The sequence below is a fragment of the Streptomyces sp. NPDC046303 genome (assembly GCF_055588085.1).
The window spans coordinates 201,824-228,355 of sequence record NZ_JBVJFA010000004.1 but is presented as its reverse complement, the minus strand read 5'-3'; the positions used below and the strand labels follow the sequence as shown (position 1 = coordinate 228,355).

Annotated in this window: 22 protein-coding genes and 1 pseudogene; 11 read left to right on the top strand and 12 right to left on the bottom strand. The window is 72.6% G+C overall.

The features are described from left to right. Positions 1-13: 13 nt before the first annotated feature. Complete coding sequence (locus ACZ6I1_RS06125) at positions 14-382, bottom strand: PIN domain-containing protein (RefSeq protein WP_469283838.1); 369 nt, start codon at positions 380-382, stop codon at positions 14-16. 5 nt (positions 383-387) lie between these two features. Then, entirely contained in the window at positions 388-645 is a 258-nt protein-coding gene (locus ACZ6I1_RS06120) for a hypothetical protein (RefSeq protein WP_469283836.1), read from the bottom strand. Between the two features lie 165 nt (positions 646-810). On the opposite strand from ACZ6I1_RS06120, the gene ACZ6I1_RS06115 reads away from it, so the two are divergent. From ACZ6I1_RS06115 to ACZ6I1_RS06095, 5 genes are all read left to right on the top strand, one after another. Beyond that, entirely contained in the window at positions 811-1,767 is a 957-nt protein-coding gene (locus ACZ6I1_RS06115; RefSeq protein WP_469283613.1) for an LLM class F420-dependent oxidoreductase, read from the top strand. A 2-nt stretch (positions 1,768-1,769) separates the two neighbouring features. Continuing rightward, entirely contained in the window at positions 1,770-2,555 is a 786-nt protein-coding gene (locus tag ACZ6I1_RS06110; protein ID WP_469283834.1) for an SDR family NAD(P)-dependent oxidoreductase, read from the top strand. Between the two features lie 106 nt (positions 2,556-2,661). Next, positions 2,662-3,789, top strand: coding sequence for an LLM class flavin-dependent oxidoreductase (locus ACZ6I1_RS06105; protein ID WP_469283611.1), 1,128 nt, complete (start codon positions 2,662-2,664; stop codon positions 3,787-3,789). A gap of 562 nt (positions 3,790-4,351) precedes the next feature. Further along, positions 4,352-6,091: an N-acyl-D-amino-acid deacylase family protein gene (locus ACZ6I1_RS06100; RefSeq protein ID WP_469283609.1), complete on the top strand. Its 1,740-nt coding sequence runs from the start codon at positions 4,352-4,354 to the stop codon at positions 6,089-6,091. Continuing rightward, positions 6,088-7,554 (top strand): aldehyde dehydrogenase family protein, encoded by a 1,467-nt coding sequence (locus ACZ6I1_RS06095; RefSeq protein ID WP_469283607.1) that lies wholly within the window; start codon positions 6,088-6,090, stop codon positions 7,552-7,554. Before ACZ6I1_RS06100 ends, ACZ6I1_RS06095 begins: the two co-directional genes overlap by 4 nt. A gap of 17 nt (positions 7,555-7,571) precedes the next feature. Here ACZ6I1_RS06095 and ACZ6I1_RS06090 read toward each other — a convergent pair whose 3' ends face one another. Then, on the bottom strand, positions 7,572-9,284 hold the full coding sequence (locus tag ACZ6I1_RS06090; protein WP_469283604.1) for a hypothetical protein: 1,713 nt from the start codon (positions 9,282-9,284) through the stop codon (positions 7,572-7,574). Positions 9,285-9,338: 54 nt separating this feature from the next. Further along, a complete protein-coding gene (locus ACZ6I1_RS06085) occupies positions 9,339-10,445 on the bottom strand; it encodes a DNA alkylation repair protein (RefSeq protein WP_469283602.1) in 1,107 nt (368 codons plus the stop codon). 285 nt (positions 10,446-10,730) lie between these two features. On the opposite strand from ACZ6I1_RS06085, the gene ACZ6I1_RS06080 reads away from it, so the two are divergent. Both ACZ6I1_RS06080 and ACZ6I1_RS06075 read left to right on the top strand, forming a co-directional pair. Continuing rightward, positions 10,731-12,296: an APC family permease gene (locus ACZ6I1_RS06080; RefSeq protein ID WP_469283600.1), complete on the top strand. Its 1,566-nt coding sequence runs from the start codon at positions 10,731-10,733 to the stop codon at positions 12,294-12,296. Positions 12,297-12,521: 225 nt separating this feature from the next. Further along, positions 12,522-12,803: a hypothetical protein gene (locus ACZ6I1_RS06075; RefSeq protein WP_469283598.1), complete on the top strand. Its 282-nt coding sequence runs from the start codon at positions 12,522-12,524 to the stop codon at positions 12,801-12,803. A gap of 123 nt (positions 12,804-12,926) precedes the next feature. Here the strand turns inward: ACZ6I1_RS06075 and ACZ6I1_RS06070 are convergent. Next, positions 12,927-13,409 (bottom strand): annotated as a pseudogene (locus ACZ6I1_RS06070) (nitroreductase/quinone reductase family protein); the annotation flags it as partial. Next, entirely contained in the window at positions 13,406-14,077 is a 672-nt protein-coding gene (locus ACZ6I1_RS06065) for an NAD(P)-dependent oxidoreductase (protein ID WP_469283596.1), read from the bottom strand. The pseudogene ACZ6I1_RS06070 and the gene ACZ6I1_RS06065, both read right to left, overlap by 4 nt. A 59-nt stretch (positions 14,078-14,136) precedes the next feature. On the opposite strand from ACZ6I1_RS06065, the gene ACZ6I1_RS06060 reads away from it, so the two are divergent. From ACZ6I1_RS06060 to ACZ6I1_RS06050, 3 genes are all read left to right on the top strand, one after another. Further along, positions 14,137-14,526, top strand: coding sequence for a winged helix-turn-helix transcriptional regulator (locus ACZ6I1_RS06060; RefSeq protein WP_469283594.1), 390 nt, complete (start codon positions 14,137-14,139; stop codon positions 14,524-14,526). Positions 14,527-14,533: 7 nt separating this feature from the next. Then, positions 14,534-15,346, top strand: a complete 813-nt coding sequence (locus tag ACZ6I1_RS06055) for a bestrophin-like domain (protein ID WP_469283833.1) — start codon at positions 14,534-14,536, stop codon at positions 15,344-15,346. 759 nt (positions 15,347-16,105) lie between these two features. After that, on the top strand, positions 16,106-16,654 hold the full coding sequence (locus tag ACZ6I1_RS06050; RefSeq protein WP_469283592.1) for a DUF1062 domain-containing protein: 549 nt from the start codon (positions 16,106-16,108) through the stop codon (positions 16,652-16,654). A gap of 481 nt (positions 16,655-17,135) precedes the next feature. Here ACZ6I1_RS06050 and ACZ6I1_RS06045 read toward each other — a convergent pair whose 3' ends face one another. The 5 genes from ACZ6I1_RS06045 to ACZ6I1_RS06025 all read right to left on the bottom strand — a co-directional run bounded on the left by ACZ6I1_RS06045 (position 17,136) and on the right by ACZ6I1_RS06025 (position 23,676). Further along, complete coding sequence (locus ACZ6I1_RS06045; protein WP_469283590.1) at positions 17,136-17,657, bottom strand: septum formation family protein; 522 nt, start codon at positions 17,655-17,657, stop codon at positions 17,136-17,138. Between the two features lie 133 nt (positions 17,658-17,790). Beyond that, the gene (locus tag ACZ6I1_RS06040) at positions 17,791-18,651 is read right to left on the bottom strand and encodes a TIGR03619 family F420-dependent LLM class oxidoreductase (RefSeq protein ID WP_469283588.1); all 861 of its coding nucleotides are present in this window, start codon (positions 18,649-18,651) and stop codon (positions 17,791-17,793) included. Between the two features lie 69 nt (positions 18,652-18,720). Next, positions 18,721-19,851 carry an ADP-ribosylglycohydrolase family protein gene (locus ACZ6I1_RS06035; RefSeq protein WP_469283831.1) on the bottom strand — a complete coding sequence of 377 codons (1,131 nt, stop codon included), beginning with the start codon at positions 19,849-19,851 and terminating at the stop codon, positions 18,721-18,723. A gap of 398 nt (positions 19,852-20,249) precedes the next feature. Continuing rightward, positions 20,250-22,841: a bifunctional FO biosynthesis protein CofGH gene (locus ACZ6I1_RS06030; RefSeq protein ID WP_469283585.1), complete on the bottom strand. Its 2,592-nt coding sequence runs from the start codon at positions 22,839-22,841 to the stop codon at positions 20,250-20,252. Between the two features lie 52 nt (positions 22,842-22,893). Then, positions 22,894-23,676: an SDR family oxidoreductase gene (locus tag ACZ6I1_RS06025; RefSeq protein WP_469283583.1), complete on the bottom strand. Its 783-nt coding sequence runs from the start codon at positions 23,674-23,676 to the stop codon at positions 22,894-22,896. A 253-nt stretch (positions 23,677-23,929) separates the two neighbouring features. Here ACZ6I1_RS06025 and ACZ6I1_RS06020 point away from each other — a divergent pair, with 253 nt between their 5' ends. Beyond that, positions 23,930-25,309 carry a serine hydrolase domain-containing protein gene (locus ACZ6I1_RS06020; RefSeq protein ID WP_469283582.1) on the top strand — a complete coding sequence of 460 codons (1,380 nt, stop codon included), beginning with the start codon at positions 23,930-23,932 and terminating at the stop codon, positions 25,307-25,309. On the opposite strand, the gene ACZ6I1_RS06015 is transcribed toward ACZ6I1_RS06020, so the two are convergent. Further along, a complete protein-coding gene (locus ACZ6I1_RS06015) occupies positions 25,306-26,526 on the bottom strand; it encodes an aminotransferase-like domain-containing protein (protein ID WP_469283579.1) in 1,221 nt (406 codons plus the stop codon). The two genes, ACZ6I1_RS06020 and ACZ6I1_RS06015, sit on opposite strands and share 4 nt — an antisense overlap. Positions 26,527-26,532: the final 6 nt, after the last annotated feature.

The following is a 26,532-nucleotide window of genomic DNA, read 5'->3' as shown; positions in this document are numbered from 1 at the left end:
CTCTCGGGCGCGGTCAGGGAGTGAGGTCCAGGATCCGGACCGGCTCGCCGGCCCAGCGCTTGGGGAACGTGGTGGCGACGACCGCTCCGTCCGGGCGGTCGGGTGTGGGCTGGGCCGCGTACCGGCTGTGCGCCGCGGCCCAGGTCTCCTGGCGTGCGACGGCCAGGGCGGCGGGCAGGTCCAGGTCGAGAATGACGACACCGGGCAGTGAGGCAAGGTGCTCCGCCGTACCGGGCCGTGTCCGGTCGGCCTCGACGAGCGCGCACGAGGGGGCGTACAGGAACCAGTCGGCCTCGGCGTGCGCGCGGTGGATGAGACGGGACGCCAGGACGTTGCCCTGGCCCGCGGCCAGCATGGCCGTCTCGTCCAGCACGATGTGCATCTGCGTCACAAGTCCCTCGCCTCGGCCAGGCGGCGGTCCAGCTCGCGGTCCAGGTCCCGCTGCTCGGCGGCCGTCGGTGCGTAGCCGTTCCAGTCGTTCAGCGCGACGCGGGCGCGCTCGGCGCGTTCGGCCCGCTCGGCCGGAGTGAGCAGTGTTTCGGCGAGCCGGGCCAGGTAGGCGCGCAGCGACAAGCCTTCGGCAGAGGCTATGGCGGCGAGCCGGTCTTTGGCTTCCTCGGGGATACGGATGTTGGCGTCGGGCATCGGTGTGCTCCTCTCCACCCCCCAAGGGTACGGGTACGCACCCGTACCCGCCACCGGCGTGCCAGACGGGATCCGGTCCGCCCCCTTGCCTGACGGTCCGTCAGCTATCACGATGGCCCGGCACCGATATGACGAATCGGCAGACGAAGGCGAGGCGGGTCCGCCATGGCGCGCGTGTTTCCGGAAGGTCGGCTGGTCTACGGGATGCAGCTCCCGGTCCAGTCGCAGAGCACCCTGTACGCCGAGCCCTGGGAGGCGGCGGCCACCGCCGCCGATCTCGCCGAGGTGGCGCGCGCCGCCGACCGGGCCGGCTTCGGGTACCTGGCCACCTGCGACCACGTGGCCATCCCGCGGCGGCTCGCCGGCCCCATGAGCACCGTCTGGTACGACCCGGTGGCCACCCTGTCCTTCCTGGCCGGCATCACCGAGCACGTACGCCTGCTCAGCCACGTCGCGATCCTCGGCCTGCGCCACCCGCTGATCAGCGCCAAGCAGTACGCGACCCTCGACCACCTCTCCGGCGGCCGGCTGATCCTCGGCGTCGGCGCCGGCCACGTCCAGGAGGAGTTCGAGGCCCTCGGCGTGGACTTCGCCCGCCGCGGGGCCGTCCTCGACGAGACCCTCGACGCACTGCGGGCGGCGCTCGGCCCCGAGGAGTACCCGGAGTTCGAGGGCGAGCTGTTCTCCTTCAAGGACCTCGGCCAGCTGCCCCGCCCCGCCCAGGAGCGGATCCCCGTCTGGGTCGGCGGCTCCTCGCCCGCCGCCGTCCGCCGGGCCGCGCTGCGCGGGGACGGCTGGCTCCCGCAGGGCGACCCGCGCGAGGAGCTGCCGTCGCAGATCGCCCGCATCAAGGAGCTGCGCGCCGGGGCCGGGATCACCGGCCCCGTCGAGTTCGGCGCGATCACCGAGGCGCTGTACGTCGGCGAGCCGGGCTGGGACACCGGCCGCCGGACCCTCACCGGCAAGGCGGAGGCCCTCGCCGAGTCCCTGCGGGAGTACAAGGCGCTCGGCGTGGACCAGATCCAGGTCCGCTTCCGCAGCCGCGACCGGGCCGAACTCGTCGACCAGATCACCGCCTTCGGCGCCGACGTCGCGCCGCACCTCAACGACCGGGAGTCGTGACCATGGGAAAGCTGGACGGGCGCGTCGTCATCATCACCGGCGCCGCACGGGGGCAGGGCGAGCAGGAGGCCCGCCTCTTCGCCGCCGAGGGCGCCAGGGTGCTCCTCGGCGACGTGCTGGACGAGCAGGGCGCCGCCGTGGCCAAGGAGATCGGCGAGGACCGGGCCCGCTACGTACGCCTCGACGTGAGCCGCGAGGAAGACTGGGCGGGCGCGATAGCCGCCGCGAAGGAGTCCTTCGGCCCGGTCGACGGCCTGGTCAACAACGCGGGCATCCTGCGCTTCAACGAGCTGACCGCGACCCCGCTGGAGGAGTTCCAGCAGGTGGTCCAGGTCAACCAGGTGGGCGCCTTCCTCGGCATCAAGTCGGTCGCCCCCGAGATCGAGGCCGCGGGCGGCGGCACCATCGTCAACACCTCCTCGTACACCGGCCTGACGGGCATGGCGTACGTCGGCACGTACGCCGCGACCAAGGCGGCCATCCTCGGCCTGACCCGCGTGGCCGCGCTGGAGCTCGCGGGCAAGGGGATCCGGGTCAACGCGATGTGCCCGGGGGCCGTGGACACCCCGATGGCCAACCCGGGGCTGCTGGATCCGGCGGGGATGACGGACGAGGCGCGCGAGGCGATGGCCGAGCTGTACAAGCGGGTCGTGCCGATGGGGCGGGTCGGGCAGCCGGAGGAGATCGCGCAGCTGGCCCTCTTCCTGACCAGCCGGGACTCCTCGTACATCACCGGCCAGCCGTTCGTCATCGACGGCGGCTGGATGGCGGGTGTGAGCATCCTCTAGGCCTATCTGATGGAGCGTCAGCTATTGACGCTCCCGCCCCGGCGGTGGAACAGTCGAGACATCGAATCTGACGCAACGTCAGAAATTCAAAGGACGGTGAACTCCCTTGGAATTCGGGCTCTTCGTGCAGGGATACGTGGCCGAGTCACGGTCCAAGGTCGACCCCGAGGCAGAGCACAAGGCGCTGATCGAGGAGACCGAGTACGTCATCCAGGCCGACAAGGCGGGCTTCAAGTACGCCTGGGCCTCCGAGCACCACTTCCTGGAGGAGTACTCCCACCTGTCGGCGAACGAGGTCTTCCTCGGATACCTCGCCCACGCCACCGAGCGGATCCACCTCGGCTCCGGCATCTTCAACCCGCTCGCCCCGGTGAACCACCCCGTCAAGGTGGCCGAGAAGGTCGCCATGCTCGACCACCTCTCCAAGGGCCGCTTCGAGTTCGGCACCGGCCGCGGCGCGGGAAGCCACGAGATCCTCGGCTTCCTGCCCGGCATCGAGGACATGAACGGCACGAAGGAGATCTGGGAGGAGACCATCGCGGAATTCCCCAAGATGTTCCTCCAGGAGGAGTACGAGGGGTTCCAGGGCAAGCACTGGTCGCTGCCGCCGCGGAAGGTCTTCCCCAAGCCGTACGGCAAGGCCCACCCGGCCATGTGGTACGCCGCCGGCTCCCCCTCCTCGTACGCGATGGCGGCGAAGAAGGGCCTGGGCGTGCTGGGCTTCAGCGTGCAGAAGGTCTCCGACATGGAGTGGGTCCTCGACCAGTACAAGACGGCCGTCCAGGAAGCCCAGGCCATCGGCGCCTTCGTCAACGACAACGTCATGGTCACTTCGACGGCGATCTGCGCCGAGACCCACGACAAGGCCGTGGAGATCGCCGTCAACGCCCACATGAACCGCTTCCAGTCGCTGGTCTTCCGCTACCACGACACCTTCCCGCGGCCCGAGGCCATCCCGCAGTGGCCCGAGCTGCTGCCGGAGTACAACGCGGAGATCATCGAGCTGCTGATCGCCGAGGAACTGCTGATCTGCGGGGACCCGTCGGAGGTCCTCGCGCAGTGCAAGCGCTGGGAGCAGGCCGGCGCGGACCAGCTGTCCTTCGGCCTGCCGACCGGGGTGTCGTACGAGGACACGATGACCACCATCAAGCTCATCGGCGAGCACGTGATCCCGGAGATCGACACCGATCCGGTGCACCGCACGACGCGGTTCCGCGAAGCCGCGGGTTCCTGACCCGGGCTCCCCGCACGGGGACGGCGCCTTCCCGGACCGCCGTCCCGAACCGGCCCCGGCCGGGCGGCCTCCGGCCGGGGCCGTGCCTCGATCACCGGCGGGCTCGATGTGCCTCCGGCGGCGCCTCAAACGCCGGCGGGGCTGGATTCGGCTGGTGCCGTCCGCCACGTGCGGCTGGATGGCCCGCAGGGCAAGGTCAGCCCCGCCGGCGTGTGAGGCGCGGGGCCCGGGGCGGAGCCCCAGCAGTGGCGCCGCGCCTGGCGGCCGCGGCAGCCACATCCAGCCTCGCCGGCGTGTGAGGCGCGGGGTCTGGGGCGGGGCCGCCAGCAGCGGTGCCGCACTTGGCGGCGGCGGCAGCCGCATCCAGCCTCGCCGGCGTGTGAGGCGCGGGGTCCGGGGCGGAGCCCCAGCAGTGGCGCCGCGCCTGGCGGCGGCGGCAGCCACATCCAGCCCCGCCGGCGTTTGAGGCGCCGCCGGAGGCAAATCCAGCCTCGCCTAGGGGCCCGGCCCCGCCCAGCGGTACGGCGCGACCGCGTACCGCACACGCGAGAGAAGGGACGTCATGCTCGACCACCTGATCAAGGGCGCCACCGTCGTGGACGGCACCGGCGCCCCCGCCCGCGTCGCAGACGTAGGGATACGCGACGGCCGCATCGCGGTGATCGCCGCGCCCGGGACCGTCACGGAGGAGGCCCGCGCCAGCGAGGACGCCACCGGCCTCGTCCTGACCCCCGGCTTCATCGACCCCCACACGCACTACGACGCCCAGCTGTTCTGGGACCCGTACGCCACCCCCTCCATGAACCACGGCGTCACCACCGTCGCCGGCGGCAACTGCGGCTTCACGCTGGCCCCGCTCCACCCGGACCGCCCCGAAGACGCCGACTACACCCGCCGCATGATGAGCAAGGTCGAGGGCATGGCCCTCAAGGCCCTGGAGGAAGGCGTCGACTGGACCTGGTCCACCTTCGGCGAGTACCTCGACGCCCTCGAGGGCCGCATCGCCGTCAACGCCGGCTTCATGGTCGGCCACTGCGCCCTGCGCCGCCACGTGATGGGCGAGGACGCCGTCGGCGGACAGCCCACCCCCGAGCAGATGCGGCAGATGCTCGACCTCTTCCACGACGCCATGAACGCCGGCGCCTGGGGCCTGTCCACCACGCAGTCCTCCACCCACTCCGACGGCTCCGGCGCCCCCGTCGCCTCCCGGCACGCCAGGCCCGCCGAACTCCTCGCCCTCTCCAAGGCGGTCGCCGAACACGAGGGCACCCAGCTCGAAGCGATCGTCGCGGGCTGCCTCGACCAGTTCTCCGACGCGGAGATCGACCTCTTCGTCGAGATGAGCGCCGCCGCCGGCCGGCCCCTGAACTGGAACGTCCTCACCATCGACGCCTCCGTCCCGGAGCGGGTCCCGCGCCAGCTCGTCCCGAGCGCGCGCGCCCGCGAGGCCGGCGGCCGCATCGTCGCGCTGACGATGCCGATCCTCACCCCCATGAACATGTCGCTGGGCACCTTCTGCGCGCTCAACCTCATCCCCGGCTGGGGCGAGATCCTCGGCCTGCCCGTCCCCGAACGGATCGAGAAGCTGCGCGACCCGGCCGTACGCGCCGAGATGCTGAAGCGTGCCGACTCCAAGGAGGCCGGGGTCTTCCGCCGCCTCGCCCACTTCGGCCGCTACGTCATCGGCGACACGTACAGCAAGGAGAACGAGGGCCTCTCCGGCCGCGTCGTCGACGACATCGCCGCCGAGCGCGGCCAGGACGCCTTCCACTGCCTGGTGGAGATCTGCGCCCACGACGACCTGCGTACGGTGCTCTGGCCGATGCCCACCGACAACGATCCGGCGAGCTGGGCCCTGCGCGCCGAGACCTGGCAGCACGAGGACGTCATGCTGGGCGGCTCCGATGCGGGCGCGCACCTGGACCGCATGTGCGGGGCCCCGTACACGACCCGCTTCCTCGGCGACTGCCTGCGCGGCCGCAAGCTGGTCCCGCTGGAGCAGGCGGTACGGATGCTCACCGACGACCCGGCCCGGCTGTTCGGGCTGCGCGAGCGCGGCCGGATCGCCGAGGGCTTCCACGCGGACCTGGTGCTCTTCGACCCGGAGCGCATCGAGGCCGGCCCGGCGACGCTGGTCCACGACCTGCCCGGGGGCAGCCCGCGGCTGGACGCGCGGGCCGTCGGGATCGTCTCGGTACGGGTCAACGGCGTGGAGACCATCCGCGACGACGAAGTGACGGGCGCGATCCCGGGCATCGTGCTCCGGTCCGGCCGGGACACGAGGACGGTGAGCACGCGGTGACCGGAGCGCAGCGGTTGTACATCGGCGGCGAGTGGGTGGAACCGCAGGGCGGCCACTACGAGGTGGTCGACCCGGCGGACGAGTCGGTGGTCGGGCTCGCGCCCGAGGCGTCACCGGCGCAGGTCGCCGAGGCGGCGCGCGCCGCGGCCGAGGCCTTCGGCGCCTGGTCCCGTACGAGGCCGGAGGAGCGGGCCGCGATCCTGGACCGGGCCGCCGACATCATCCAGCGGGAGTACGAGCCGTGGACCGCGCTCGCCCAGGCCGAGACCGGCGCGCCGACCGGGATCGCCCGCGGCATGCAGGTCGGGGTGGGCGCGGCCCGGTTCCGGCGGTACGCGCGCGGAGCCCTCGAACCCGTGGAGAAGGGCCTCCCGCCGCAGGTGACGGAGGCCGGCCCGATGGGGAAGGCGGGCATCCTCGGTGCCCTGGAGGTGCGCCAGCCGGTCGGCGTGGTCACCTGCATCACCTCGTACAACAACCCGTGGGCGAACCCGGCCGGCAAGGTCGCCCCGGCCCTGGCCATGGGCAACACGGTGGTGGTCAAACCCGCCCCGCAGGACCCCCTGTCGGTGTTCAAGATGGCGGAGGCACTCGCCGAGGCGGGCGTTCCCGCCGGTGTGGTGAACGTCGTCAACGGGCAGTCGGTGGCGGTCGGCGAGGCGGCCGTGGACTCCCCGGACGTGGACATGGTGTCCTTCACCGGCTCCACGGCGGTCGGGCAGCGCATCGCCGAGGTGTGCGGCCGGTCCATGAAGCGGCAGCTGATGGAGCTGGGCGGAAAGGGCGCGGCGATCGTCTTCGAGGACGCGGACCTGGACGCGGCGATGATGGGCATCGGCACCACCTTCTCCTTCTACTCCGGCCAGATCTGCACCGCCCCGACCCGGGTGATCGTGCACCGGTCCGTCCACGACGCGCTGGTGGAGAAGCTGACCGGCTACCTGGCCTTCATGAAGGTCGGCGAACCGGGGGCGCAGGGCACGGTGGTCGGCCCGGTCATCTCGGCGGCCCACCGCGACCGGGTGGAGTCGTACATCGAGCTGGGCAAGAAGGAGGGCGCCCGGATCGCGGTGGGCGGCGACCGCCCGGCCGTCCGCGCGGACGGCAAGGGCTTCTACGTGGCCCCCACCCTGCTGGTGGACTGCACCAACGACATGCGCGTGGTCCGCGAGGAGATCTTCGGCCCGGTCGTCGTGGTCGTCCCCTTCGACACGGAGGAGGAGGCCGTGGCCCTGGCCAACGACTCCGACTACGGGCTGATCAGCTACGTATGGTCGGGGGACGCGGCGCGTGCCTTCCGGGTGGCCCGCCGGCTCCGCTCGGGCGGGGTGGGAGTCAACACCATCGGCCGGAACATGGAGGCGCCGTTCGGCGGCTTCAAGCGGTCGGGCGTGGGGCGCGACGTCGGCTCGTACGCGCTCCACGCCTACAGCGAGATCCAGTCGATCGTCTGGACCACGTAGTCCGCGAACCGGACGAGCTAGTCCGCGAGGGTCTTCGGGTCGGTGGTCGCGAGCCGCTCCAGCGCGGCGGCGGCCTGGACCTCGGGCGGACGGCCGTCGTCCGGCAGCTCCCAGTGGAAGTACCGCCGCGAGCCGTCCTCCGTGCCCGGCTCCGGCGGAAGGCTGAAGCCCACGTCCACCGTGTCCGGCGCACGCCAACTCGTGCCGACCCAGCCCGGTGTGACGCCCCACCGGGTCAGCAGGTCCGGGCCCTCCCGCAGGCCGGCCTTGATCAGCCGGGCCGTGTTCCGGGCGGGCCAGCACCAGGAGTGGTCCCGCTCGGCGCGCCCGACCTCGGCGTCGTACGCGGCGGCGTCGAAGCGGTACTCGGGCGGCGTCGGCGTTGTCGCCCCGCGCCAGCCGTCCCACACCACCTCGTCACCGTCGCGGCGGATCGTCACGTACAGCGCCCCGCAGCACCCTTCGGTGCAGGACGCCTCGGCGAGCTGCACCTCCCGCGGCTCGGCCCCGGCGCGCAGCTCGCCGGAGTCGAGCAGGTACTCGGGGGCGTGGGCGGGGCCTTTGCCGAACAGCAGGGGCACGACGGGGCGGCCGTCGACCAGGACGCGGGTCTCGACGGCCGGGGAGTCGGCGGGATCGTGGACGACCACCTCGATACGGAACCGCTCCCCGGACGCGGCGCGGACGAACGGCTGCCGCCCGGTCCGCCGGACCCACTCCACCCGGCGCCGGTCGTCGGGCCCGCCGTCCGGGACGGGGCCGTCCAGCCGTTGCCCCAGCGCCTCGAGCAGCGCCTCTCGCTGCCCGGGCCGCCAGTCGAGCAGCACCCCGGCGCCGCTGTGCAGACCGAGGGCGACCGACAGCAGCAGCGCGTGGTGGCCGAGGGTCGGGGCCGGCCGGTCCGCGTGCCCGGCCAGGGCTTCGTACACGGCCACAGCCGGCCCGTAGTCGAGGATCTCGGCCCGGTACTCGCGCTGGTCGGCCATGCCGTGGAGCAGGCGACCGGCCGCGGCGAGCAGCGCGCCGTCCTCGGGACGCGCGCGCAGGAGGCCTTCGAGGTCCGCCGCCTCGGCGATCCGCCGGGCGAGCCACCTCCCCGCCTGCTCGTGCGACAGGGTGATCAGCGCGTTCCGGACGGCTTCCGCGTCCCCGCCGGCTACGGCCTGGATCAGCGGAGTCACTTCGTCGGCCCGGCTGCGGTGGACGAGGAACAGCAGCGCGGCCGCCTGCCGGTCGAGCGGGTCGAGTGCGGCCGCGGCCGTCTGCCCGAAGCCGCGCAGGAGGCCGAGGGCTTTGAGGCAGGGCACGTCCTCGGGTTCGCCGAGACGGACCAGCAGCGCGAGGCCGACGTTGACGGCCGCCGTGCCGGTGCCGGTGCGGGTCAGCCGCCGGGCGGTCCGCCGGGCGGCGGCCTCGTCCGCCAGCGGCAGCCGTTGGGCGTGCGCGCGGAGGGTGCGGTACGACATCCGCAGCGCGTCGGCCGCGGCATGGACCGCCTCGGCGGCCCGTACGGGATCCGGGTCGGCCAGCAGCGGGGTGAGGGCGGCCGCCACTTCGTCCCCGGCCTGGGCCCAGGTCAGGCCGCTGCGGCCGGGCTCCGGAGGTCCGTCGGGCAAGGGATGGCCGCGGCGCGGGAACGGGCCGTCGGGGTCGACGCCCTGAAGGAACAGGGCGTAGTCGTACAGGGAGGTTCCGGGAGTGAGCGCCGTGCGCTCGTCGCGGACGCTCACCGGGCGGGGTGGGACTCGATTCCGTAGGTCATGGGGGGAGCCTGCCAGGCAGGGTCAGAGCGCGTCCAATGAAAATACGGACTCGCCCCGCACCCGTCCGTTGACCTGCACCTGCACCAGGTGCTCGCCGGAGTGGTAGCGGCGGGTGGTGATCGGTTTGAAGGAGTGGCGCTTGGTGCCGGTGAGGGTTTCGCCGGGGGCCAGGGTGCGGGTGGTGAGCTTGAAGACCTTCGGGGTGCGGCCGCCGTTCGCCTTCGTGTGGTGGATGACGTAGTCCACCACCAGCTCGGCCGGGAGGTCGCCGGTGTTGGTGACGGCGTAGTCGAAGACGAGGTACTCGCCGACGGAGATCCGCGGGGCGGCGACCACGGGCCCCGTCACCGCGACCGGCACGTCGGGGGAGTGTCCGAGCAGGGTCAGCGCCTCGGGCCGGCCGGCCTTGATCAGGGTGCGCAGGCCGTGCCGGACGACGCGATCCGTCGTGCCCGCGCCCGGGTCCGTGTTCCCGCCCTCGGCCAGCCAGCGGGCGGCGGTTTCCACCGCCAGCCCGGGGTGGTCCCGGCTGATGTCGTTGAGGTGGTTGGAGACGGACCGGCGGACGTACGGCGACTCGTCGCGGTACAGGGCGTCGAGCACCGGCAGCGCCGGGCGCGGGTCGGCGACGAAGGCGGGCAGCTGCGGAGCCCACGGCAGCCGCGGCCGGGTCCCCTCGCTGGCGAGGCGCCGTACGTGCGGGTCGGGGTCGGCGGTCCAGCCCCGTACGACGGCCAGGGCGCGGGCCGGGTCGGCGCGCAGGAAGGGCCGTACCGCGGATTCGGCGGTCAGCCGGGGCGTGAGGTCGTGCAGCAGTGCGAGGCCGGGCTCGAACACCTCCAGCCCGCGGACCGCGACGGCCTCGTTGACGGGGAAGGTCATCCAGCCGTCGAAGCCCGGGTCGGCGAGGGCGGTGCGCACGACGGCCTCGAAAGCGGGCCAGTCGTCGGGGAGGTCGGCGAGCACGGCGTCGCGGACGGCGGCGACGCGGGCGCTGTAACTCAGGCCGTAGAGCGCGCCGGCGCGGGCGTGCAGGGAGGGCGAGGTCCGGCGGCCGGCCGCGCGGGCGAGCCGCCGGGCGAGGTCGCTGACGGTGTCCGCGCTGAGGAGCTCGTCGGCTGTGGGCATGGGGTCAGTCTCGCCGATGGAGACCCCGCCCGTACGGGTTACCCCTGGTCACCACAAAGTCACGAAGGAAACTTTGAAAACAGTCAAATCGGACATGGCTGCGGTTTCCGTATGGCGAAAGAGTGCGCGTGGAGCCTGTTGAACCATGGATGCAGGGCCGATTGAACCTTGTATTACGTGATCGTGAATCCTCTCGATCTCAGATTTCTAAGGCATTCGAAGGGTCTTCCCGTCCGGACTTATGCCCTCCGTATGTGGAATACGCAGCATCTAACGTCCTGACCCATGACTCAGACGGACATGCGGCCTCAGGCCGGAGACACGGTAAGCGGCGTCGCCGAGGGTGACGTTCGCGGCAAGGGCCTCGGGAAGGGGTCCGTCGGACTGGTGGGAAGCGCCGTCATCGGCATCTCGACCGTCGCCCCCGTTTACTGCCTGACCTCGACCCTCGGCTCCACGGCCGGTGAGGTCGGGGTGCAGATGCCGGCGATCTTCCTCGCCGGTTTCCTCCCGATGCTCCTGGTCGCCTTCGCGTACCGCGAGCTCAACAAGGCCATGCCGGACTGCGGCACCTCCTTCACCTGGACCGTCAAGGCCTTCGGCCCGCGGATCGGCTGGATGTGCGGCTGGGGCCTGGTGATCGCCACGATCATCGTGCTCTCCAACCTGGCCGGCGTCGCCACCTCCTACTTCTGGCTGCTGGCCGGCGAGATCACGAGCGATCCGTCGATAGCCGCCCTGGACGACAACAAGCTCGTCCACATTGCCACCTGCCTCACCCTGATCGCCGTCGCCACCGCGATCAGCTACCGCGGCATGACGGCCACCAAGGGCGTCCAGTACGCGCTGGTCGGCCTCCAGCTCGTCGTCCTCGCCGTGTTCGTCGCGATGGCCTTCCAGAAGGCCTCCGCCGGCACCTTCGACACCGGCCTGGACTTCTCCTGGTCCTGGATGAACCCCTTCGCGGTCGAGTCCATGGCGGCCTTCACCGCCGGACTCTCGCTCTCGATCTTCATGTACTGGGGCTGGGACGCCTGCCTGGCCACCAACGAGGAGACCACCGGCTCCACGAAGACCCCGGGCCGCGCCTCCCTCATCGCGATGATCGTCCTGGTCGGCTCCTACCTGGCCACCGGCATCGCCGCCCAGATGGCCGTCGGCGCCGGCGGCGAGGGCCTCGGCCTCGCCAACGAGGAGACCTCCGGCAACGTCTTCGCCGCCCTCGCCGGCCCCGTCATGGGCCCGGCGCTCGGCATCCTGCTCTTCGTCGCCGTCCTCGCCTCGGCCGCCGCCTCCCTGCAGACCACCTTCATCCCGGTCGCCCGCACGGTCCTCGCCATGTCGGCCTACGAGGCCCTGCCGCCCGCGTACGCCAAGGTCCACGAGCGCTTCAAGACCCCGGGCCGCGCCACGGTCATGGCGGGCATCGCCACCGGCGCCTTCTACACCGTGATGACCCTGGTCAGCGAGAACGTCCTGACCGACACGATCTTTGCGCTCGGCCTGATGATCTGCTTCTACTACTCGCTGACGGCCTTCGCCTGCATCTGGTACTTCCGCGGCGACCTGCGCCGCTCCAGCCGCGACCTGTTCTTCAAGGGCGTCTTCCCGGTCCTGGGCGGGCTGCTGCTGGCCGCGGTCTTCTTCAAGACCCTGTACGACGCCTGGGACCCGGCCTACGGCTCCGGCTCCACCCTCCCCGGAGTGGGCGTCGGCAACGTCTTCGTCATCGGCGTCGGCCTGCTGGCCCTCGGCCTGGTGATCATGTTCATCACCGAACGCCGCAGCCCGGCCTTCTTCCGCGGCGAGGTCCTGACGAAGTCCACCCCGTCCCTGGTGGTCGAGGACTGACGGTCCCGTCCCCTCGCTCCCGCTGAGTCATCCCGCGGCCCCGGATCCGATCCTTCGATCCGGGGCCGCGGTGCGTGGGCCCACCCCAGGACGCTTGCGCACCTCTGTCAGGCGGTGTGCGCGCAACAACTGTCATAGCGGGGAGGCCGGACGGGGGAGGTGTCACTCCAAGGTGGTGGGCGGTGACCCGGGGCGTTGCGGGTCGTTGGGCAGGGCATGAATGCCATGAAGCGCACCTTTTCCGCCCTGGTCCTCTCCGGCGGGGCCGCCCTCGCCCTCACCCCCATCGCCGCCCACGCGGCGGACGCGCCGGCCCCGCAGACGCCACCGATCGCCGACCGCGTCATCGACATCGTCGACCACCCCGGCCAGACCGTTCAGGACACCAAGACCGCGCTGGGCGTGACCGCCGCGGCAGCCGGGAGCGCCACCCAGGCCACCAACTCCTCCCTGTCGGGCGCCGGCACCGCGCTGTCGGGCCTCCCCGACGCCCCGAAGGTCGACTGACCTCCCGGTCGCCCTCCCCGGTCGCCCTCCCCGGTCACCCCCCCGGTCCCCCCCGGTCGCCCCCCGGTCACCCCCCCGGTTCCCCTCAGCCGGTACGGGAGACGTACGGGAGACAAGGACGAGCGGGATCTCGCGTGCCGTCGCCTCCCGATAGCCGGCGTACGAAGGCATCGCGGCCACCACCACCGGCCAGAGGCGCTCCGCCTCGGCCGGGGTGGCGCGGCGGGCGGTCGCCGCGAAGGTCTCGGCGCCGACCTGGAGGGTGACGGCCGGGTCGGCGGCCAGATTCAGGTACCAGGCCGGGTGGCGGTCCGCACCGGCGTTGGAGGCCGTCAGTACGTACGCCTCCCCGTTCGGGTCCCGGACGTACGCCAGCGCGGTGCGGCGCAGCACCCCCGTGCGGCGGCCCCGTGTGGTCAGCAGGAGATCCGAGATCCCCGGGCGCGGCTGCCCGGCGGTCTCCTCGAAGCGGCGGATGTGGTCGGCGACCCAGGGGTTCGGGCTGTCGGATACGGGTGCGGGTGCGGGTGCGGGGTCGGGTTCCGGCTCGGGTGCGGGTGCGGGTGCGGGTTCCGGCTCGGGTGCGGGGTCGGGTGCGGGCTTCACGCCGGGCCGACCCCCGCGTGCACCGCGCGCCGGATCGGGGCCGTGAGCGCCTCGTCCACCACGGCCACGGCGAAGGCCGCGCGGGTGATCCGGCTGTCGGCGTCGGCGGGGGCCGGGAGGACGTAGCCGCCCACCGCCGCCCCCGCCTCCGGGCCGTCGCCGAAGTCGCCGGCCGGGGACAGCACCACCCAGTCCAGGGCCGTCGGCGCAGCCGCCCGCAGCGCGTCGGTCCCGGCTCCGTGGCCGGCGTAGAACTCCCGCCACTCCTGCGGGTACCCCGGCGTGTCCATCAGCGCCGCACCCGATTCCGTCGGCAGTACGGAGGCCAGCCCGACCCACACCAGCCTCGCGGTCCCGGCCTCCGTGAGGCCCGCGGCCATCGCCCTGGCCACCGCGGGGAAGAACGTGCCGGGGGCCGCCTGCGCGTCGTACACCGCGACCACCGCCGCGTCGTGCCCGGCCGCCAGCCGCGCCACGTCCGCCGCCTTGGTCACGTCCCCGTCGGCCCGCCCGGCTTCGGTGACCGCGTACCCGCGCGCCCGCGCCTCGGCGGCGACGGCCCGGCCGACCCTGCCGCGGGCTCCGAACACGATGAGCTTCTTCGCGGCCGTCCCGTGCTTCTGGTTGTGGTTGTGGTTGTGGTTCTGGTTCTCACTGTGGTTCGTCATGCCGGCGAGCGTAGGAGGAGGCCTGGTCACCGATCGGATACCGGCCTACCGTGTGGATCATGAGCGAGCCGCGACCCGTCCCGCTGGACCCGGAGATGTTCGATCCCGTCTGCCCGTCGCCGCTGGTCCCGTTCCGGATCGGCGACAAGTGGGCCACGCTGATCCTGCGCTGCCTGGAGGGCGGCCCGCGCCGGTTCTCGGAGCTCAAGGTGCCGCTGCGCGGCATCACCTCCAAGTCCCTGACGCAGTCGCTGCGCGGGCTGCAGCGCGATGGTTTCGTCGTGCGGGAGGAGTACGAGGGCCCCGAGCGCCGGGTCGAGTACGCGCTCACCCCCCTCGGCCGCGGCCTCCTGGGGCCGCTGGACGCGGCCTGCGCGTGGACGCGCGAACACTGGGACGAGCTCATCGACGCCCAGGAGGCGGGGCTTTCGGGTGAGCGCGCTCGTTGAGCAGCGCATGATCCTCTGGTTGCTCAATCACCTCAGCACGTTCGTCATCGCCGTCCTGCTCGTCGGCGGCCTCATCGGCCTTTCCGTGGTCGGCAGCCTGGCCGCCCGCCGGCGCTTCCCGCACCTCGCGCGGGGCGAGCACAACGAGATGGTCGGGGTCGCGCTCGGCATGTTCGGTGCCATCTACGGCATCATCCTGGCCTTCGTCGTCGTCACGCTCTGGACGCAGCTCGAGAACACCCAGACCATCGTCGCGACCGAGGCCACCGACCTGGCCCTGGTCGTGCGCAGCGCCGACACCTTCCCGCCGGCCGACCGCGCGCGCGTGCAGGAGGCCGTGGGCGCGTACGCGCACGCCGTCGTCGAGGTGCAGTGGCCGCTGATGCGTCAGGGGAGGCCCAGTTACGACGCGACCGCGCAGCAGACCCATGCCCTGTACCAGGCCCTCCAGGCGTACGAACCGACCGGCACCCGTGCCGAGACCTTCTACGCGGAAGCCGTCAGCCACCTCAACGACGTCGCCGCACAGCGCCGCGCGCGCGTGTCGATGGCCGAGACCTCGCTGCCGGTGCTGCTGCAAGTGCTCGTGTACGGCGGCGCGTTGGTGATCCTTCCGCTCACGTTCCTGTTCGGGTTGCGGAGTCTGAAGATGCAGCTGCTGTTCGTATCGGCGGTCGCCGGACTCATCGGGTTCAGCCTGCTGCTGGTCGTCGCCCTGGACCGCCCCTTCGCGGGCGACCTGAGCGTGAGCCCGCAGCCCTACAAGGAGGCGGCCCTGGCGCGGTTCTGGGCCGCCTCTGGCTCGGGTTCCGGCTCCTGATCCGGCTCCTGATCCGGTTCCGGCTCCGGCTTCGGGGGGCCTGATGCCCTCGGGGCTCATCAGGGAGGGTTTGGGGGTTTCCCGTCAGTCCCACTGTCTCTCCGGGTCGGGCCGCCCTGTCAAGGGCGCTCCTTCGTCGCGTCGCTGCGCGATGGCCTTCGGCCACCCTTGACAGGCCGTCCCGCCCCGGAAAGACAAGGACTGTCGGGAAGCCCCCAAAAGAACGGTCCACTGGTTCACGATCACGGGCAGGGGGCATCAGGGACGCAGGGCCTGGCCTCTGGCCGGTACACCCCCGCCCGGGCCGACCGGAAAGCGAAGCCGGGGCGGGGCAGGGGCCGACATGCGCGTCAGATCGCTACGCGCTCCTCTTGTCTCGGCGTCCGGCGGCCGTCTGGGGCTGATACCCGCACCGGATGGTGATGAGAAGCACCGGGGGAGGGGGTGGGCGCGTCGGATCGCTACGCGCTCCTCTTGTCTTGGCGTCCGGCGGCCGTCTGGGGTCCTGCACGCACCGGATGGTGATGCCGGATGGTGATGCCGGGTGGTGGGGGGGGAGGGGCTCGGCGTGCAGGCTTTGGGAAAACCAGTGGAAGCGGGCTGCTGGGCGCCGTTACCGTGCTGCCGCACCAAGTCGTCTAGGCAAGGACGTCCGTTGTACACCCTGTGAGACCTCCCGAGAGCTGATGTGTCGCGCGTCGCGCAGGTGCGCCGCGCTGCTTTTTGCTGCGGACTTCTCACTGGAACCGGTGTACTTCTGTGCTCAATAACTGGGTGGTCATGCCCACCTGTCTGCCGACCGTTCTCCGCCGTTGCCACGCGTGCGCGTCCGAGCGCTTCCGGGCGAACGGCAAGTTTCGCGTCAACGCCCACCACAAACTCCTGGACGCCTGGCTCCTCGTGCTCTGTGCGGGGTGCGGGGACACGGCAAAGCTCACGGTGCTGGAACGGACGAACGTACGCTCCGTACCTCCTGAGCTGCTGGATCGGATGCACGACAACGACCCCGGCCTGGCAGCCGAACTGCTCCAGGACCCGGTCATGCGGCGCCGCAATCGCGTCGCCCTCGACTGGGACGACGCCTGGCGCCTCGACACCGGCGGATCGGATCACCTGGACCGCGAGGTGATCGACGTGTCGGTCCGCTTCGCGGCGCGGATCCCTGTCCGCCCCGTGCGACTGATCGCTGAAGGGTGCGGTCTTTCGCGGGCCGAGGTCGAGAGGTTGATCGCGGAGGGAAGAATCGTTTCGGCGGTCCGGTTGAGCGGCAAGCTCTCCGGCGACTTCACCTTCACGCTCAAGCGCTGACGCACGCGCACTGCCCGGCCACGGACGGTCGACGGACGCCGAGACGGGGGCAGCGCGTAGCGATCTGGTGCGGCCGGGGGCTTCCGAGAGGCTTCCGGCCGCTGCCCGGGGCGGGTTGGGCCACCCCCGACCCGCCCGGCCTCACTGAGGGACCCGTGTGTCCGTCCGTCCCCCGTGACCGTTCTTTTGGGGGGTTCCCGCCGGTCCTTGTCTTTCCGGGGCGGGTCGGTCTGTCAAGGGTGGCCGGAGGCCATCGCGCAGCGACGCGACGAAGGAGCGCCCTTGACAGGGCGGCCCGCCCCGGAGAGACAGTGGGACTGGCGGGAAACCCCCAAACCCTCCCTGATGAGCCCCGGGGGCATCAGGCCCTTGTGGTCCCGCCCCGCAACGCGCTCCGGCTCGCGGGCGCCAACGCATACGCCAACGCCACGGCCGACACCTCCGCCAACGCCACCACCCGCCCCCGGACCGGCTGTCACCTTCAGCCAGTGGAAGTGGTGGCGCGGACCGAGCCGGTGCTGGAGCCGCTGCTGTCGCCCAGGAAGCAGGTGATGTCGCGGTCTCCGAAGGTCCAGCTGGTGGCCTTCGGCGTGTAGTGGAAGACCTGCAGCGTCTTCGGGAGTTTCGCGGACTCGCCCACGTAGTCGGTGAGCGCCTTGCCGGTGCACTTGTCGTCGGCGATCGCGACGATCTTCTCCTCGCCCGGGTACGGGCCGTCCGGCTGCGGGAAGACGGCGAACACCTCCGCCTCGTGCGGCTCGCTGCACGGCACGACGGTCACGGTCGTGGCGGCTTCCGTACCCTCCTCGGCCTCGTAGTCCTTCAGGTCGTCGTCCGTGTCGAAGCACTGGCCCACGCGGAGGTCCTCCGTGTCGTCGACGGACGGGAGGGGGGCGTTTGCTCCGGTGAGTCCGAGGAGCAGCACGCACACGAGTGAGGCGACGGCGAGCACGGGATTGTTCCGCGGCGGCGGTGGTTGCGGTGGTTGCGGTGGTCTGGACATGCGTGGTCCTCCTTGTGCAGAGGATGAGACGCAACCGACAGCGGACGGCCGACAGCCGGGCGGTGCACCACTACCCACGCTACTCCGCCCTCCCGGGGCAGCGCCTGCGGGAGGCTCCCGTCGAAATCCCGGTTCAGAGGTACCGCGCGAACTCGTCCAGGGTGCGCAGGACCTCCGGTTCCGGGGCGGAGGGGAGCTGGAGGACGACCTCCTCGATGCCGAGGTCGGCGTAGTGGCCCATCTTGCCGGGGGTGGGCTGGACGGCGTACGGGACCACCTGGAGGGACTTCGGGTCGCGGCCGGCGGTCTCCCAGAAGCGGCGCAGCACCGGCAGGGACTCGGTGAGGCCGCGGCCGCCGATCGGGAGCCAGCCGTCGGCGTGGTCGGCGATGGCGGTGAAGAGCTTCGGGCCGGCCTGGCCGCCGAGGAGGGTGCGGGGGCCGTACAGGGGGACGCCGGGGCCGAGTTCGCGCGGGGCCTGGACCGGCTTCGGGTGGGCGTGGCTGGCCTGGACGGAGGAGAATTCGCCGACATACGCGGTCGGTTCGGGGGCCCACAGGGCCCGCATCAGGGCCATCCGGTCGCGGACCAGCTCGCGGCGGGTGCGCCAGTCGACGCCGTGGTCGGCGGCCTCCTCGACGTTCCAGCCGTAGCCGATCCCCAGGGTGAAACGGCCGCCCGAGAGGTGGTCGAGCGTGGCGATCTGCTTGGCGAGGTCGATCGGGTCGTGCTGCGCCACCAGCGTGATGCCGGTGCCGAGGTGGAGGCGCTCGGTCACGGCGGCGGCCTGGCCGAGGGCCACGAAGGGGTCGAGGGTGCGCCCGTACATCTCGGGGAGGTCGCCGCCCATGGGGGCGGCGGTGTCGCGGGTGACCGGGATGTGGGTGTGCTCCGGCAGGTAGAGGCCGGCGAAGCCCCGCTCCTCCAGGCTGCGTGCGAGGCGGACGGGCGAGACGGTGCGGTCGGTGAGGAAGATGGTCGTGGCGATCCGCATGGCTTCTGGCACCTCCGAGACGTGGGACACGCAACGGTACGGGCTGGGAGCGCGAATGTTGAGGGGGCGTCAGCCGCGCGGATAGCGGGCCAGCCAGCCGGGGGAGGCGGCCGCGGGGCCGTGCAGGGCCGGGCCCTGGGTCATCTCCAGCGCGAAGTCGTCGGCGAGCTCCAGCAGCGTGGCACGTCCTTCGAGTTCGGCGAGCCAGGCGGCCGGGAGGGCGGTCTCGCCGTGCAGGGCACCGAGGAGCGCCCCGCACAGGGCGCCGGTGGCGGCGGAGTCCCCGCTGTGGTTCACGGCGAGGCGCAGGCCGTGCGGGACGTCCTCCGCGACCAGGGCGCAGTAGACGGCGACGGCCAGGGCGGCTTCGGCGTCGCCGGTGGCGAGGGCTTCGACGGTCGCGGGGGCGGGTGCGCCCTGGGTGACGGCGGCCAGGGCCCGCTGGAGGGCGTCGGTGACGGGCTGGTGGCCGGGGCGGCTGCCGAGGAGGCCGAGGGCGCGCTGGACGGCGGAGTCCGGGGATTCGCCGCGGGTCAGGCCGTGGACGACGAGGGCGAAGGCGCCGGCCGAGAGGTGGGCGGTGGGGTGGCCGTGGCTCTGCGCGGCGCATTCGACGGCGAGCTGGAGGACCAGGGCCGGCTCCCAGCCGACGAGCAGCCCGAAGGGCGCGGAGCGGGTGGTGGCCGCGGCGTTGCGGGCGGTGGGGTTCTTGGGGTGGGCGAGGGTGCCCAGGACCTCGTCGGCGAAGCCGGTCAGGCAGGCGCGGTCCGGGTTGCGGCGGGCGTAGAGCCACTCCTGCCGGGCGAGCCAGCCGTTGTCCTTGCGGCGCTCGTCGGGGCCCCAGTCGTGCTGGGTGGCGGCCCAGCGGAGGTAGGCGCGGTGGACGTCGGTGGGCGGGTGCCAGGCGCCGGTGTCCCGGCGTACGTGGGCCCGTATGAGGCCGTCCACGGTGAAGAGGGTGAGCTGGGTGGCGGCGGTGACGGGGGTGGCGGTGGGCGTGGTCAGGCCGTGCGGGCCGTGTTCCTCGCGGATGGCGTCGAGGGTGAGCGGGCCGACGGGTGCGCCGAAGGCGTCGCCGATGGCGGAGCCGAGGAGGGTGCCGCGGACCCGGCTGCGGAAGTCCTGCTGCTCGAAGCGGCCCCACAGGCCGGTGGCCGGGCCCGCGGCACGGCCGGCTGCGGCGCGGCCGCCGGGTCCCACGGCCGTGCCCCGGCCGTCGGTCGGCTGCGCCGGGCCGTGGGCGTGGGCGTGCGCCGTGCCCCGGCCGTCGGTCGAGGCCGGGCCGTGGGCGTGCGCCTCCGCCGTGGGCGGGGCGGCCGTGGGCGGGGTGCCGGGGGTCGGTGGCGGGGCCGGGGCGGGGTGGCCGCCCGGGCCCGTCGGGGTGCCCTGAATGACCGCCGCGCCCGCGCCGGTTGTCGCGTCCATCGTCCTCACCGTCCCCCTGCCCGTGCCTGCGGCCGTCGCCGCGGCAGCACTGGCGCGCACTGTAGTGGACAGCTTCGGTCGGATCCGGAAGCGGCCCGTCAAGCGGTCCGTAAGCATGCGGAGAACGGCCGGAAAGCGAATATTTTCGGCCGCCGCCCGGCTGGTGGCCAGTCCTAGTCCAGTACGGGCAGCAGCTCCGGCAGGTGACCGTCCGAGGCGCGGGCCGCGTCCTGCCGCTCCTGCGGCACCTCCCCGTACACCGTCGTACGGGCCTTCGCGGGCCGCCCGGCCGCCTCGGCGACGGCGATCAGGTCCCGGACCGACTTGTACGAGCCGTAACTTGATCCCGCCATCCGCGAGATCGTCTCCTCCATCAGGGTCCCGCCCAGGTCGTTCGCCCCGGACCGGAGCATCTCCGCGGCGCCCTCGGCTCCCAGCTTCACCCAGCTGGTCTGGATGTTCGGGATGTACGGGTGGAGCAGGATGCGCGCCATCGCCGTCACCGCCCGGTTGTCGCGGACCGTCGGCCCGGGCCGGGCGATGCCCGCCAGGTACACGGGCGCGTTGGTGTGGATGAACGGCAGCGTCACGAACTCCGTGAACCCGGCGACGTTCTTGGCCAGGGCCTCCTGCTGGATCCGGACCAGGGTGCGGAAGTGCCCGAGCCAGTGCCGCGGCTGGTCCACGTGCCCGTACATCATCGTGGACGAGGACCGGATGCCGAGTTCGTGCGCGGTGGTGACGACGTCGATCCAGTCCGCCGTCGGCAGCTTGCCCTTGGTCAGGACCCACCGCACCTCGTCGTCCAGGATCTCCGCCGCCGTGCCCGGGATGGAGTCCAGACCGGCCTCCTTGGCGGCCGTCAGCCAGTCCCGTACGGACATGCCGGTGCGCGTGGCCCCGTTGACGACCTCCATCGGCGAGAAGGCGTGCACGTGCATGCCGGGGACGCGCTGCTTCACCGCCCGCGCGATGTCGAAGTACGCCGTCCCGGGCAGGTCCGGGTGGATGCCGCCCTGCATGCACACCTCGACCGCCCCCACCTCCCAGGCCTGGGCGGCCCGGTCGGCGACCTGGTCCAGGGACAGCGTGTACGCGTCGGCGTCCGTGCGGCGCTGCGCGAAGGCGCAGAAGCGGCAGCCGGTGTAGCAGACGTTGGTGAAGTTGATGTTGCGCGTGACGATGTAGGTGACCTCGTCCCCGACCACCGACTTCCGCAGGTCGTCGGCGATCCGGCAGAGCGCGTCCAGGGCCGGCCCGTCGGCGTGCAGCAGGGCGAGGGCCTGCGCGTCGGTGAGTCCGGTCGGATCGTCGGCGGCCTGTGCGAGTGCGGCCCGTACGTCGGTGTCGATGCGCTCGGGCAGCATCCCGGGCGCGGCCGCCTCGCGCAGGGCGTCCCAGTCGCCGTAGACGTGGTCGAAGTCCTCGCGGCGGTCGCCGGTGCGGCCCTCGGTGTCGATCGCGGTGTGCAGGTCGGTGCGCCCGTACGCGGTGAAGCCCTCGTCCGGCTCCTGCCACGGCAGGCCCGTGACCTCGGCGGACTCGTTCGCCAGTCCGGTCCGCGGGTCGGCCAGCGCGCGGACGTGCGGCAGCAGCCGCGGGTCGAGCCACGGCTCGCCGCGCTGTACGAACTCGGGATACACGCAGAGCCGTTCGCGCAGCTCGAAGCCGGCCGCCGCGGACTGCTCGGCCAGCACGTCGATCTGGGGCCACGGGCGCTCGGGGTTGACGTGGTCGGGAGTCAGCGGCGAGACGCCGCCCCAGTCGTCGATCCCGGCTCCGATCAGGCGTGCGTACTCCCCGTCGACCAGGTTGGGCGGCGCCTGCAGGCAGGCGGACGGGCCCATGATGTGCCGGGCGACGGCGATCGTGGCGACGAGGTCGTCCAGTTCGGCGTCCGGCATCCCGCGCATCGCCGTGTCCGGCTTGGCGCGGAAGTTCTGGATGATCAGCTCCTGGATGCCGTGGTAGGCGCGGGAGACCCGGCGCAGCGCGAAGAGGGACTCCGCGCGCTCCTGGTAGGTCTCGCCGATGCCGATGAGCAGGCCGCTCGTGAACGGCACGGAGGAACGCCCGGCGTCCTCCAGCACGCGCAGCCGGACCGCCGGTTCCTTGTCCGGGGAGCCGTGGTGCGGGCCTCCCGGCTCGGACCACAGGCGGGTGGCCGTGGTCTCCAGCATCATGCCCATGGACGGGGCGACGGGCTTGAGCCGCTGGAAGTCGGCCCAGGACATCACCCCCGGGTTGAGGTGGGGGAGCAGGCCGGTCTCCTCCAGGATCCGGATGGAGATGGCCCGTACGTAGGAGATGGTGTCGTTGTAGCCCTCCGCTTCGAGCCACTCGCGCGCCTCGGGCCAGCGGTCCTCGGGCTTGTCGCCGAGGGTGATGAGGGCTTCCTTGCAGCCGAGTGCGGCGCCGCGGCGGGCGATGTCGAGGACCTCGTCCGGGGACATGTACATCCCGTGGCCGGAGCGGCGGAGCTTGCCGGGGACGGTGGCGAACGTGCAGTAGTGGCACTTGTCGCGGCACAGCCGGGTCAGGGGGATGAACACGCTCTTCGAGTAGGTGATGACACCGGTCCGCCCGGCGGCGGCGAGCCCGGCGTCCCTGACGCGTGCGGCGGAGGCGGCGAGGTCCTCGAGCGCCTCGCCGCGCGCCTGGAGGAGTACGGCCGCCTCGGTCGCGTCGAGCGCGACGCCGTCGCGTGCCCGCCGGAGCGCGCGGCGCATCGCGTTGTCGGTCGGAGCATCACTCGGAGTGGTCATGGGCCCGAGCATACGATCCGGTGGTACGGGCACGGGGCGGTCGCCGGGATGCTCATCGCATCAGCTCACCAGCGTTGACCAGCAGCGACTGGCCGGTTATCGCCCGCGCCCGGTCGGAGGCGAGGAAGACGGCGGCGTCGGCGACGTCCCCGTCGGTGGCGAGGTCGGGCAGCGCCATGCGCCGGGTGAGACGGGCATGGACCTCGGCCTCAGGGACGTTCTCGCTGTGGGCGGTGAAGGTGACGAAGGCCTGCACGGGCGGGCCCCACATCCAGCCCGGGAGCACGGTGTTGACCCGGATCCGGTGCGGGCCGAGCTCGCGGGCCATGGAGTACATGGCGGAGGTCAGCGCCCCTTTGGAGGCGGCGTACGCGGCCTGTTGGACCTCGCTCGGCGCGGCGACGGCGGACTGCGTGCCGATGATGACGACGGAGCCGCCGTTCTGCTTGAGCGCGGGCAGGCAGGCCCGGGTCATCCGGAGCGTCCCCAGCAGGTTCACGTCGAGGATCTGCTGCCAGGTCCCGAAGTCGGCATCCTCCAGGCCGCCGAAGTACGAGTCCCAGGCGGCGACGTGCACGACGGCGTCGATCCGGCCGAAACGCTCCTGCGCGAGCGCGGCGAGGGCCTCGCACTGCCGCTCGTCGCCGATGTCGGTGGACAGGTGGGCGGTGTGCGCCCCGTCGGGGTCGATCTCGGCGGCGGACTTGGCCAGATTCGCCTCGGTACGCGCTCCGAGCACGGCGTTCCCGCCGTCCCGCACCACGGCGGCGGCAACCTGGTGCCCGAGCCCGGCCCCGACCCCGGAGACGATGACGGTCTTCCCTTGCAGCAGCATGACGGGCCTCCAGGAGTTACGTATCTGACGGCTCGTCAGGCTAGGGTTCCGGCCGCGCGATGTGAAGGGGTGGGGCGGGGGCCGGGTTCCCGCGGGCGGGCCCCTCGGGCGGCCCCCGGGGCGGGCTCGCCTCGCGACCGGGTCGGGGCGGGCCTACGCTGGTCGTGCTGCCGTGGTCCGCGTGCGCGGTCCGCGTACTCGTACGTGCGCCCGTATGTCATGGGGACCTCCCCCGTACGACAGGAGGCATGCCGTGAGTCCGACCCACACACGGCTGCGCCGGGCCTGCGTGGCCGCTGCCGCAGCAGGTCTGCTCGTCGCCCCGGCCCTCGCGGGCCCCGTGTACGGGGCTCCCACCCCGGAGCCGTCCGTCTCCGCCACCCCTTCACCGGACGGTGGAGCGGAGTTCCCGGAGCTCACTCCGGCCGTCGCGGCGAAGCTGGACGCCGCCGTGCAGCGGGTCCTGCGCGAGGCGCAGGTGCCGGGCGTGATCGTGGGCCTGTGGGCGCCCGGCAAGGGGAGCTACGTGCGGACCTTCGGCGTGGCCGACAAGGCCACGGGCTCCCCCATGGAGACCGGCTTCAACATACGGATCGGCAGTGAGACCAAGACGTTCACGGTCACCGCCCTCCTCCAACTCGTCGACCAGGGCAAGCTGGCCCTCGACGACACCATCGGCAAGTACATCAGCGGAGTCCCCAACGGGGACCGCATCACCCTGCGCCAACTGGCGGGCATGCGCAGCGGGCTCTTCAACTACAGCCTGGACGCGGACTTCGGCAAGGCGCTCGCCGCGGGCCCGACCCGCCCCTTCACGCCGCAGCAGCTGCTCGACTACTCCTTCAGGCACCCGGTGCAGTTCGAGCCGAACGCCAAATGGCAATACAGCAACACGAATCTGATCCTGCTCGGCCTGGTGATCGAGAAGGTCGGGGGCAAGCCCATCCAGGAGTTCATCCGGCAGGAGGTGCTGGAGCCGGCCGGGCTGCGGCAGACGGTCTTCCCCACCGACGCCCACTTCCCCGATCCGCACCCGCGCGGGTACACCGACGACACGACCTCCGGCGGGAAGATCGTGGACGCGACCGACTGGAACCCTTCGTGGGCCTGGGCCGCGGGAGCGATGATCTCCGACCTGATGGACCTGCGCAGCTGGGCCCGCACCCTGGCCACCGGCACCCTGCTGAAGCCGGAGACCCAGGCCGAGCGGCTGAAGACCACCTCGATCAACGGCATTCCCGGCGCCGGGTACGGGCTGGGCATCTTCGACATCCAGGGCTGGATCGGCCACAACGGCTCGCTCCCCGGGTACGAGACCCTGACCGTCTACCTGCCGGAGGCCCAGGCGACCCTGGTCGTCCTGCTCAACACCGACGTCCTGCACGACGGGCAGGAGCCCAGCACGCTCTTCGGTGAGGCGATCACCAGCATCGTGACCCCCGGCCACGTGTATCCGGGGCACGTGCCCGTCGCCCCCGAGTCGAAGGCCCCCACGCCGACCGCGCCCACGCCGACCGCGGCCACCCCTACGCCGACCACGCCTACCCCGACCACGCCTACGCCGACCGCGGCCACGCCGACCCCGGCCACCCCGGCCAGCCCGGCCACCCCCGCGCCGACCCCGTCGGGTTAGGCGCGGGCTGCCCGTCCCAGGCGGGTCAGGCCCTCCGTGATCTCCTCCGGGGTGTGCGTCGTGAAGGACAGGCGCAGCGTGCGGGGGTCCGGCGCGCCCGTGAAGAACGGTGATCCCGGGACGAAGGCCACGTCGTGGGTGAGGGCCGTCCTGAGGAGGGCCGTCGCGTCGTGGCCCTCCGGGAGGCGGGCCCAGACGAACATGCCGCCCTCCGGACGGTTCCAGGCCGAGCCCGTCGGCAGGGCCCCGGCCAGGCCCGCCAGCAGGGCGTCGCGGCGGGCCCGGTAGGCCGCGCGGACCGTGGCGACGTGGGCGTCCAGGTCCACCGCCGCCAGGTAGTGCGCGGCGGCCAGCTGGTCCACCGTCGACGTGTGCAGGTCCGCCGCCTGCTTGGCGACCACCGCGGCCCGGCGCAGCGCCGCCGGCGCCCGCAGCCAGCCCAGCCGCAGCCCCGGCGCCATGATCTTCGAGAAGCTGCCGAGCAGGGCGGTGCGGTCCTGCGCTCCGGGGTGCGCCGCCAGCCAGGGCACCTCCGCGCCCTCGTAGCGGAGCTCCCCGTACGGGTCGTCCTCGATCAGCCACAGGCCCCGCCGCGCCGCGATCCCCGCCACCGCCGCCCGGCGGGCCCCGGGCAGGGTGCGCCCCGTCGGGTTCTGGAAGGTGGGGACGGTGTAGAGCAGCTTGGGGCGCTCCCGCGCGACGATCTCCTCCAGGGCCTCCGGAATCAGGCCCTCCGCGTCGCAGGGCACCGCCACCACCCGGGCCCCGGCCATCCCGAAGCACTGGAGCGCCGCCAGGTACGTGGGGTTCTCCACCAGCACCACGTCCCCGGGCTCGACCAGCGTGGCGGTGAGCAGCGTGAGGGCCTGCTGGGAGCCCGTGGTGACGAGCACGTCGTCCGCGCCGGACGGCAGGCCGCGGGCCGTCGCCCGCCGGGCCACGGCCTCGCGCAGCTCCGGCGCGCCTTCGGTGGTCGAGTACTGCAGGGCCCGCCGCACCGACGCGGTGAGGGCGGTGTCGTACGCGGCCCGCAGGCCCTCGGTGTCGAAGAGCTCGGGCGCGGGGAGGCCGCCGGCGAAGGAGATCACCCCGGGGCGTTCGGTGAGCGCGAGGATCTCGCGTACGGGAGAACCCCCGACCGAGGTGGCGCGCGAGGCGAACGCCGGCGGCGGGGCGACGGCGGAGTCGGAGACGATGGCGGCAGCGGCAGCGGGCACGGTGGC

Excerpts from the sequence above, each read along its gene's own strand:
- ACZ6I1_RS06045 (WP_469283590.1), bottom strand. The coding sequence starts at position 17,657 with ATGTCCAGACCACCGCAACCACCGCAACCACCGCCGCCGCGGAACAAT.
- ACZ6I1_RS06065 (WP_469283596.1), bottom strand. The coding sequence starts at position 14,077 with ATGACGAACCACAGTGAGAACCAGAACCACAACCACAACCACAACCAG.
- ACZ6I1_RS06115 (WP_469283613.1), top strand. The coding sequence starts at position 811 with ATGGCGCGCGTGTTTCCGGAAGGTCGGCTGGTCTACGGGATGCAGCTC.
- ACZ6I1_RS06100 (WP_469283609.1), top strand. The coding sequence starts at position 4,352 with ATGCTCGACCACCTGATCAAGGGCGCCACCGTCGTGGACGGCACCGGC.
- ACZ6I1_RS06040 (WP_469283588.1), bottom strand. The coding sequence starts at position 18,651 with ATGCGGATCGCCACGACCATCTTCCTCACCGACCGCACCGTCTCGCCC.
- ACZ6I1_RS06085 (WP_469283602.1), bottom strand. The coding sequence starts at position 10,445 with ATGCCCACAGCCGACGAGCTCCTCAGCGCGGACACCGTCAGCGACCTC.
- ACZ6I1_RS06060 (WP_469283594.1), top strand. The coding sequence starts at position 14,137 with ATGAGCGAGCCGCGACCCGTCCCGCTGGACCCGGAGATGTTCGATCCC.
- ACZ6I1_RS06125 (WP_469283838.1), bottom strand. The coding sequence starts at position 382 with ATGCACATCGTGCTGGACGAGACGGCCATGCTGGCCGCGGGCCAGGGC.
- ACZ6I1_RS06110 (WP_469283834.1), top strand. The coding sequence starts at position 1,770 with ATGGGAAAGCTGGACGGGCGCGTCGTCATCATCACCGGCGCCGCACGG.
- ACZ6I1_RS06025 (WP_469283583.1), bottom strand. The coding sequence starts at position 23,676 with ATGCTGCTGCAAGGGAAGACCGTCATCGTCTCCGGGGTCGGGGCCGGG.
- ACZ6I1_RS06120 (WP_469283836.1), bottom strand. The coding sequence starts at position 645 with ATGCCCGACGCCAACATCCGTATCCCCGAGGAAGCCAAAGACCGGCTC.
- ACZ6I1_RS06080 (WP_469283600.1), top strand. The coding sequence starts at position 10,731 with ATGACTCAGACGGACATGCGGCCTCAGGCCGGAGACACGGTAAGCGGC.
- ACZ6I1_RS06030 (WP_469283585.1), bottom strand. The coding sequence starts at position 22,841 with ATGACCACTCCGAGTGATGCTCCGACCGACAACGCGATGCGCCGCGCG.
- ACZ6I1_RS06055 (WP_469283833.1), top strand. The coding sequence starts at position 14,534 with ATGATCCTCTGGTTGCTCAATCACCTCAGCACGTTCGTCATCGCCGTC.
- ACZ6I1_RS06075 (WP_469283598.1), top strand. The coding sequence starts at position 12,522 with ATGAAGCGCACCTTTTCCGCCCTGGTCCTCTCCGGCGGGGCCGCCCTC.